General features: G+C 62.6%; 7 protein-coding genes and 1 pseudogene. 3 read left to right on the plus strand and 5 right to left on the minus strand.

Features of this window, described 5'->3' with window-relative positions; genetic code table 11:
* Positions 1–333: 333 nt before the first annotated feature.
* The 3 genes from NTD87_RS10040 to NTD87_RS10050 all read left to right on the plus strand — a co-directional run bounded on the left by NTD87_RS10040 (position 334) and on the right by NTD87_RS10050 (position 2,850).
* Complete coding sequence (locus tag NTD87_RS10040) at positions 334–1,755, plus strand: transglycosylase SLT domain-containing protein (RefSeq protein ID WP_262113630.1); 1,422 nt, start codon at positions 334–336, stop codon at positions 1,753–1,755.
* A 103-nt stretch (positions 1,756–1,858) separates the two neighbouring features.
* Entirely contained in the window at positions 1,859–2,293 is a 435-nt protein-coding gene (locus NTD87_RS10045; protein ID WP_262113632.1) for a DoxX family protein, read from the plus strand.
* Between the two features lie 248 nt (positions 2,294–2,541).
* The gene (locus NTD87_RS10050) at positions 2,542–2,850 is read left to right on the plus strand and encodes a class I SAM-dependent methyltransferase (RefSeq protein ID WP_262113634.1); all 309 of its coding nucleotides are present in this window, start codon (positions 2,542–2,544) and stop codon (positions 2,848–2,850) included.
* Between the two features lie 3 nt (positions 2,851–2,853).
* Here the strand turns inward: NTD87_RS10050 and NTD87_RS10055 are convergent.
* The 5 genes and pseudogenes from NTD87_RS10055 to NTD87_RS10075 form a co-directional block, all read right to left on the minus strand.
* Positions 2,854–2,943, minus strand: a pseudogene (locus NTD87_RS10055) (transcription elongation factor GreB); the annotation flags it as partial.
* Positions 2,943–6,041: an efflux RND transporter permease subunit gene (locus tag NTD87_RS10060; protein ID WP_262113635.1), complete on the minus strand. Its 3,099-nt coding sequence runs from the start codon at positions 6,039–6,041 to the stop codon at positions 2,943–2,945. The pseudogene NTD87_RS10055 and the gene NTD87_RS10060, both read right to left, overlap by 1 nt.
* Positions 6,038–7,150 carry an efflux RND transporter periplasmic adaptor subunit gene (locus NTD87_RS10065; protein WP_262113636.1) on the minus strand — a complete coding sequence of 371 codons (1,113 nt, stop codon included), beginning with the start codon at positions 7,148–7,150 and terminating at the stop codon, positions 6,038–6,040. The genes NTD87_RS10060 and NTD87_RS10065 overlap by 4 nt, the downstream gene beginning before the upstream one ends.
* Before the next feature lie 30 nt (positions 7,151–7,180).
* Positions 7,181–8,695, minus strand: coding sequence for a TolC family protein (locus NTD87_RS10070; RefSeq protein ID WP_262113638.1), 1,515 nt, complete (start codon positions 8,693–8,695; stop codon positions 7,181–7,183).
* Positions 8,696–8,812: 117 nt separating this feature from the next.
* Entirely contained in the window at positions 8,813–9,028 is a 216-nt protein-coding gene (locus NTD87_RS10075) for a hypothetical protein (protein ID WP_262113637.1), read from the minus strand.
* Positions 9,029–9,243 lie beyond the last annotated feature (215 nt).

The raw sequence follows: 9,243 nt of genomic DNA on the forward strand, positions 1-9,243 counted from the left end.
AGGGCTGCGTTGCTCGGAACTTATTTGGAACAACCAAACCGCGTTCCTCGCGCCTTGCCCTGCACCCAATGGGCATCCGTCGCGGTCGTCACCAAACGTCAACAGACCCTAGACCTTTGGCCGGAAAGCATACCAGAGCTGTAGATTTATAAGAAAAACCAAGAACTACAAAGAGTTAAAGCTGTCTTTTGATGCCGGAAGAGAGCTTCGACGGGCCCATTGGCCGTCGCGGCTGCAATCTTTCGCACTATGCCAGCGCTCAAGGCGCTCTGTTTCTGTCGACCCACTGCTCGAAATTTCGAGACGTTGGACAGTATTCTTTCCGGAGAACGGATGACGCGACTCCAGGTTTTGCTACTGCTGTGCTTGTCGATGCTGCTGCCGATGCCGGCGGTTGCACGGTTGACGGGGCCTGTGGAAGCCGTTCAGTCGGGCAAGGTCCGCGATCTGGCGGAAATTCGCGGCAGCCGCGTGCTGCGGGTGCTGGTCAATCAGAGCCGTAACAGCTCCGGTGAAGTCCAGGGCCAGACCATTGGCGTCGAGTACCATCGCCTGCGAGCCTTCGAGCAGTACCTCAATGGCCATGCCCGTGACGGCCAGGAAATCTCCCTCAAGATCATTCCCAAAGCCAAGGATCAATTGCTCGGCGCATTACAGCGCGGCGAGGGTGACCTGGTGGCGCCGGGGGAGCTGCTGGATGCGCAGTCCGCTCGCGCCGTCAGTACCAGCGAGCCGATTGTCAGTAACGTGCCGTTGCTGCTGGTGGGGATCAAGGGCGAGCGCCGCTACACCCGTCTCGAACAACTCTCCGGCAAAACCCTGGCGCTGACCGCCGGTAGCGCGGCCGGTGAAGCCATCAATCAGATCAATCAGAAGCTTGCGCTGCACAAACTGCCACCGGTCAAGGTCGAGTGGGTCGACCCGAGCCTGGCGGTTGAAGATGTGTTGGAGATGGTGCAGGGCGGGATTTTTCACCTGACCATCGTCGAGCAACCGATCGCCGAGCGTTGGGGCAAGATCCTGCCCAGGCTGCGCTTCGATCGGCAGGTGGTCATCAGCGAGCCGGGCAAGGAATACTGGTTTGTGCGTCGCGACGCGTCGATGTTGCGGGCGAGCATTGATCGCTTCCTGCAAACCTATAAAACCCCGTCCGATCAGGATGTGGCGTTCCAGCGCATCTACCGACGCCTTTATCAGGTTCACTATCCGCTGGCCCGCGCCGACCGTCAGCGTCTGGAGAAGCTGCGCCCGGTCCTGCAAAAACACGCCCGCGAGCAGGGCATGGACTGGTTGAATCTGGCGGCTCTGGCCTTCAAGGAGTCAGCGCTTGAACCCGGCACCCGAAGCGGCAGTGGTCCGACCGGGTTGATGCAAATTACCCCGTCGGCGGCGCAGCGGGTCGGGGTCAACAACATTCAGTCCGTGGACAGTAATGTGCAGGCCGGGGCCAAGTACCTGGCGCTGATCCGTCGCAAATTTTTCGCCAGTCCCAAGCTCAATGAGCGTGAGCGCATGGCCTTCGTTCTGGCGGCCTACAACATCGGGCCGGAACGTGTTCAGGGGATGCGTGCCGAGGCCAGGCGCCGTGGCTTGAACCCCAATCAGTGGTTTTTCCAGGTCGAACGCATTGCCATGGAGCAGGTGGGAATGGGGCCTGTCAGCTATGTTAATAGTGTGAACAAATACTTTTTGGCATATGACCGGGAACGAGAGTCGTTGGAGCCTCAGGGGCAGAAAGTTGCCTTACGCAAATGATCGACTAAGCTGATTGTTATGGCGGGATTTTTGCGCTTTTAACATGAATTTAACTGATTAATATAGCGGCCAACCAACACACTCTCACAATGGATGACACAGCATGAGCACATTGATCAACAAGGTACTGTCCACCCGCGCTGGCTACGGTCTGGCCGTACTGCGGATTATCGTCGGCATCATTTTCGTTGCCCACGGCTCACAGAAACTCTTCGGCATGTTTGGCGGTTACGGCATTGCCGGTACCGCGCAGTACATGGAAAGCATCGGCCTGGCGCCAGGTCACCTGATGGCGATCCTGGCCGGTGGTACCGAGTTCTTCGCGGGTCTGGCGCTGATCATCGGCTTGCTGACACGCCCGGCAGCGCTGGGGCTGGCCTTCCTCACGCTGGTCGCCATTTTCTCGGTGCACATTCACAACGGTCTGTTCATGGCCACCAACGGTTATGAATATGCCCTGACCTTGCTTGGCGTTAGCATCGCCTTATTGATCGAAGGCGCCGGCAAGCTGTCGGTAGACCGCGCCATCACCGGCTGACCGCTCGGGCTCAACAAAAAGGTCCTCATTTTGAGGGCCTTTTTTGTTGCGCAAGATTCTTGACACTGTCCTGTCGGCTTCTCTAGGATGTTTGCCATGCGCCGATTTAAACAGCTACTTGCGGGGCGCCAGGTGACTCATTCAGTTGCCGATAGAAGCTTGAAACAGGCTTCGAAATACCGCTAAAGCGCTGGTTCGGTGTTGCCTCTCACCTGCCATGCAGACTTTTGAGGCAGAGACACGACACGATGAATGCATTACGCCCCCCAGTACGTCCCGCGCCGATCACGGCACACCTTGCCCAGCGCAATCCAAAAATCCTTCTTGGCGGTAATCACCAGCCGACGCTGCTGCGTTATCTGGATGGCTGGCCACGTCGTACCGGCGGCCCGGCAGCGTTCCTGATCCAGTTTGTCGAAGACGGCGAATCGCTGGCACGTTTTGCCAGCGACAGCTTCGATCTGGCCGTGATCCAGTCGCCCAGCGCTGAAGATGCGGCTGAAGTGATCAGGCAACTGACGCGTGTTGCGCGCCAAGGGCTGATTGCCCGTCGCTGAGGCTCAGGGATAGTCAATTGCGACGATATACACGAACTGTTCGCCGGTAGGCGCCTGGACCTGGACATCGGCATCCAGCGCTTTGCCGATCATCATTCAGAAGCGAGCGCGGCGTCCCCGCTCACCTGTTGGGTGCCAGCGGCCGTCTGGCGACCCACCTTGAACCATGCGGCGTACAGCGCCGGGACGAAGAAAATCGTCAGCAGCGTCGCCACGGTCAGGCCGCCCATGATTGCTATTGCCATCGGCCCCCAGAACACACTGCGCGTTAGCGGAATCATTGCGAGGACGGTGGCCAGCGCCGTCAGCATCACCGGACGGGCCCGGTGAATGGCGGCATCCAGCACAGCGTTCCACGGGGTGTGCCCCTCTGCGATCTCGATTTGTATTTGATCGATCAGGATCACCGCGTTGCGCATGATCATGCCACCCAGTGCGATGATGCCCAGGATCGCAACGAAGCCCAGCGGCGACTGGAATACTAGTAGCGCCGGCACCACTCCGATCAGGCCCAGCGGTGCAGTCAGCATCACCATCCACATGCGGGAAAAGTTCTGCAGTTGCAGCATCAGCAGCAACAGGATGGTGATCAGCATCAGCGGGGCCACGGCGAGCAGCGCCTTGTTGGCCTTGTCACTTTCCTCCACCGCTCCACCCACGTCTATGCGATAGCCCGTCGGCAGCTTGGCTTCGATGTCCTTGAGCAACGGCTGGATCTCCTGCGTCACCGATACACCTTGCTCGCCATCCTTCACGTCGGCACGCACCGTGATCGCCATGTCGCGGTTGCGGCGCCACAGCACGGGTTCTTCCAGTTCAGAGTGCACCTGTGCGACTTGTGACAGCGGCACCACTGTGCCCTGGCGCGTGTACAGGTTGATGTCTTTCAGTGTGTCGAGGTTCAAGCGTTCCTCAGGTACGGCACGGGCCACGATGTCGATCAGGTCCTCGTGCTCACGCAGCTGCGATAAGGTTGCGCCGTTCATCACGGTCTGGGTCGCCAGCGACACGTCGGCTGGCGTGAGGCCCAACGCGCTCGCCTTGTCCTGATCAAGCTCCACTTTCAGTGTGCGAACCGGGTCGTTCCAGTCGAGCTGGAGGTCGCGCACCTTCGGACTGGCCCCGACCACCTTCTCCACATCGCGGGCGATCTGGCGCACTACCTGGGTATCGGGACCCACGATGCGGAACTGCACTGGGTAGCCGACGGGCGGCCCCAGTTCAAGCCGGGTTACGCGCACCCACGCCTGCGGGAATTGCTGGTCGGCCGCGGCCATCAGCCGCGCACGTACCCGCTCGCGCGCGTCCAGATCCTTGGTCATCACGACGAACTGGGCAAAGCCCGGATTCGGCAGCTCGGGATTGAGCGAGAGATAGAAGCGCGGCGCGCCGGCGCCGGTGTAGGCGGTGAAGTACTTGACCTCCTCGTCCTTTGACAGCTGCGCTTCCATCCGCTTCACCTGCTCGGTGGTCGCCGCGAAGGACGAACCTTCTTTCATGCGCAGGTCGACGACCAGCTCAGGGCGCGAACTGTTGGGGAAGAACTGCTGCGGCACAAACTTCATTCCGGCCAGAGCGAGCGCCAGGGCGCCAAACGTTGCGCCGATGACAACCCAGCGGCGCTCGATGGCGGTGTCGATCAGACCGCGCAGCTTGCGGTAGAACTTCGAGTCATACGGATCGCCGGCATGCTGGTGCTTGCCGAAGTCCTTGGGCAGCATCTTGACCGCCAGGTAGGGAGTGAAGATACCCGAGCAGATCCACGAGAACAGCACCGCGGCGCCGACGATCCAGAAAATGCCACCCGCGTACTCGCCGGTGGTGGACTTCGAGAGGCCGATGGGCAAGAAGCCCACGACGGTGATTAGCGCACCGGTCAGTCGCGGCATGGCGGTGGATCGGTAGGAGAAGGCGGCCGCCTTCACACGGTCCATGCCGGCCTCCATCTTCACCACCATCATTTCGATAGCGATGATCGCGTCATCGACCAGCAGCCCGAGTGCGATGATCAGCGAGCCGAGCGAGATGCGCTCGAGGTTCCAGCCCATCGCCAGCATCACCAACGCCACGCCACCCAACACCAGCGGCACCGAGGTCGCGACGACAAGGCCTGTGCGCCAGCCCAGACTGGCCAGGCTCACCGCGATCACAATGATCAGCGCTTCCATCAGCGACCGCTCGAAGTCCCAGATCGCGTCCTTCACCGTGGAGGGTTGGTCGGCCACGCGCTCCAGTTCCACTCCGTGCGGCAGCTCGGACTGGATCTTGGTGACTGCCGTCTCCATCGCCTTGCCGAGGTCTACGATATTGCCGTCATTGGTCATGGTGATGCCAAGCATCAGCACCGGCTGGCCATTGTGGCGGACCGTGTAGGTTGGCGGATCCTCAAAGCCGCGTGTGACGGTTGAGATGTCTCCGAGCTTGATCATCCGGCCGCCCGCGGCGATGGGTACGTTGCGGATAGCGTCTACGCTGGTGAACTGGCCGCTCACGCGCACCATGACGCGGTCGCCGTTGGTATCGATCTGGCCTGCGGGCAACAGGGCGTTCTGGCTCTTGAGGCTTTCGGCGATGGCCAACGGTGTAATGCCCAGCGCTGCCAGGCGCTCGTGCGAGAACTCGACGTAGACACGCTTGGCCTGCTTGCCGATGACATCGATCTTCTTGACCATCGGTACCTTTAGCATGCTGTGCTTGATGTCCTCGGCCACGTCCGACAGGTCGGCGTGGCCGACGCCGTCACCCTTGACTGCGTACATCAGGCCATACACGTCGCCGTACTCGTCGTTTACGATCGGGCCGATCACGCCGTCAGGCAGCTCACGGTTCAGGTCGTTGAGTTTCTTGCGCGCCTGGTACCAGGCTTCGCGCTGGTCGGCCTTGGAGGTGCCGCCGCGCACGGTAAGCGTCATGCCTGCGTAGCCTTGCCGCGCGTAGGTGACCACCTTCTCGAAGTTGTCGATCTGCTCGAATTTCTTCTCCATGCGATTGAGGACCTGGTCTTGCATCTGCTGGGCGGTTGCGCCCGGCCAGATGACGATCGCGGTCATTGAGGGCACGGAAAAGTTCGGATCCTCGAGCTGACCGAGCCTGGTGAAGCTGAAGGCGCCGGCCACTGCGACAATGAGGAGCATGAACAGGACGATGGCACGATGGCGCAGCGCCCAGTCGGTGAGGTTGAAGTTGTTCATCGGGCGGCCTGCTGCGTGGTGTTCGCGTCAACAATCGCCGCGCCGGGGAGCGCGACCTTCAGTCCGGACGTCATCTTCTGGACCCCGGCAGTGACGACCAATACGCCGGCCTGCGGCCCGGAGACGAGCACCTCGTCGTTGCGGTAGCCCCAAACGGCCACACGCTCCAGTTCGACGGTGCCTACCGGATCCTTGCCCGCGGGTGTGACCACCCAGAGCGCTGGCTGGCCGCCGCTTTGCGTCAGTGACGTGGCCGGCACGGCCGCCACCGAGACACTTGTTATCATGCGCTCGGCCATTACCGTGGCGGTGGCGCCTAGCGGCAGTGCCTTCACCGGCTTAAGCCGCGCGCGATAGGTGCGCGTCTGCGCCGCAGCCTGTGGCGACAACTCGCGCAGCGTGACATCGAAGGTCTCGTTTGGTGCACTGGCCAGCGAGGCCTTGAAACGCGCCTCCTTGAAGACCGACAGCTGATCCTCGGGCACATCGACGACGATCTCTGATTCATCCGGATTTGCAATCGAGACAACCGGCTGGCCCTCCGCCACGATTTGCCCCGCCTCAAAGCGCACAGCCGTGACGACGCCGCTTCGAGAGGCGCGCAGCACGGTGTATTTGAGCCGGTTGCGCGCGAGCTCAAGCTTTCGCGCCTCGGCCTCGGCGGTCGCATGCGTGGTTTGAGCATTTGTATTCGCGCGCTCGGCGTCGGCCGCACTGACCGAGCCGTCAACCTTCAGCGCGGTCAGGCGCTGGCGGTCCGAGTCGGCCTGATGCGTCTGCTCGACGGCAACCGCCCACTGTTGCTGCGACGCTTCCTCAGCGAGGCGGTAATCGCTGTCGTCCAGCACAGCCAGTATGTCGCCTTCGTGCACAAACTGGCCTACATCGACCTTGCGCTGGGCGACCTTGCCGCCCACGCGGAAGGCCTGGTCGACTTCATGCCGCGACTGTACGGTGCCCACGTAGCGACTGACTTCGCGGGCATTGTCATAGTTGATTTCAACGGTGCGTACTGGCCGTGGTGCCTGCACGGTGGGCTGGTCCGGGCTGCACGCGGACAGCATGACGGCGACGGCCAGGGCGCCGGCCGCAGTAAGGGAATTCTTCAAGGCGGTTCCTCTTTGAAAAGCGACAGGTTCTTAGGACAGTGGTGGCCGGTCGGCTGCGGTGGCTGCGGTGGGGGTGGCGGGTTGTTCGAACACCTGCCAGCCCCCGCCCAGAGCTTTGTAAAGCTGCACGCTATCGAGCAGCAGGCGGGTGTTGCTGTCGTTGGCGTTCAGGCGTGCCGCCAGGCGCGCCCGCTGCGAATCCAGCAGCGGCAACAGGTCGATCTGGCCCCTATCGTAGAGCGACTGTGCGTGACTCAGCGCAGCCTCCGCAGATTCGGTAGCCGACTGCAACGACTCGGCGCGGTGGCGCTCTTGCGCCTGCGTGACGAGGGCGTTCTCCACATCCTCGAGCGCCCGTACGATGCCGTCCTCGGCGCGCAGTAGTGCCTCACGCTGGCCGCTCTCGGCGACCTCGTTGATCGCGCGCGTGCGCCCGGCGTTGAAGATCGGCATCGTGAGCAAAGCAGCCACGTTGGTGAAGCGGGCGGCGCCGAAGTCCAGACCGTTCATCTCAAGGCCCTGGCGCCCGTAGGATGCACCGAGGAACAGTCGCGGGAACCACTCGGCTGCGGCCTGTTTACGACGTGCATTGGCTGCATCGAGCTGCGCCATCAGCGCCAGCACGTCGGGCCGGCGCTGTAACAGGGTGGCGGGCTGCCCCTGCCGGGCCTCGGGGGCCACCGCGTTGCCACGCGAGGGCTGGATGCTCGTGGCGTTAAAGGCCTGGTCACCAATCAGCACTGCGATGCGGTGCCGTGATACGGCTGCCAGCGTTTCCAACGGCGGGATCTGCGCGCGCGCCGATGCGGCATCTGTCTGCGCGCGCTCGACGTCGAAGGAGGTTGCCAGCCCTGCACGGTGGCGCGCGGTAACCAGGCGCAGTGTCTCGTCCTGCGCCGCCGAGATCGCGCGTAATGTTTCGGCCTGGCGCAGTGCGCCGACCAGCGTGAAGTAGTTGGTGGCGACGTCGCTCATCACCAGCAGACGCACGCCGCGCACGCCGTGCTCCGCGGCCAGTGCTTCGGCCTCGGCCGCGGTCGCGCCAGCGCGCAGGCGTCCACTCAGGTCAAGCTCCCACGAGACGTCCAGGCCCGCGCCGACGGTCTTGGTGTCTGGAAAACCCTGCTTTTTGGCAGTGTCGTAGCTGGTGCTGCCGTCGGCGCCGAAGGCGGACACGCCAACACTCGGGGACAGCCAGGAGCGACTGATCGTCTCGCCGGCGCGTGCGGCGCGCACGCGCTCGGCGGCGATCTTGATGTCCCGGTTCTCGCGCATCGCGCGGCGCACCAGATCCGTCAACACCGGGTCGTTGAACGTCTTCCACCACGCGGCTTCGGGTTCCATCTCGGAGGCTGTGCTTGCGGCGAACTTGGCCGGCAGGTCTACCGACGGCTTGAGGACCTCCGTGGAGCAACCGGTCAAGATCAGGGCGATAGACGCGGCGAGCGCCGCACCAACGACGACGCCGACCAGGCGTTCGGCATGTTGGAAGGTTGTCTGCCCGGCGTAGTGGGTCAGCGGATGGGGGGGTGGAAGTCGCTGCATTGGAGTGGACTCGTGTAGATTCGAGATGGCATCAGCGTAGGGCCCGGTGTGCGCGAAGTCGTCAGCGAAGCGTCGCCGTTCGGTCGCCATATCGAGCACTCATTCATGTTGGAGACGTCATTCGCCGTCGGCATCTGCCGTGTGCTCGCCGGCCGCCGACACAAGGTCTGAGGCAATCGACTGCAGCAGCTCTTCGGCGCACGAGAACTCGCGCTGACGTCCGGTGACCAGGTTTTCGAGGCGGCCCACGAGGGCTCCCGGCGCGGCATCGCCACGCAGCTTCACTACGTACGAGCGGCGGCTCGGGTACTTGGATTCAGGGTTCAGGATCATCGCAGACCAGGGGCTCAAGAAAGTTCGACGACAGCGTAGGCCGCCCCCTGGGTCGAGTCGTAAGCGAAAGGTCAGACTTCGGTCGGGACTGCGCCGTTCCCACAGAAATTAATGCCGGTAAGTTAAGGGCTTGAACACCGCAACCGTGTGGGGGGGGGGGGGGGGGGGGGGGGGGGGGGGGGGGGGGGGGGGGTTTTTTTTTTGTGCGCCCGCCG

The sequence above is a fragment of the Pseudomonas sp. 6D_7.1_Bac1 genome (genome assembly GCF_025465945.1).
Classification (GTDB): Bacteria; Pseudomonadota; Gammaproteobacteria; order Pseudomonadales; family Pseudomonadaceae; genus Aquipseudomonas.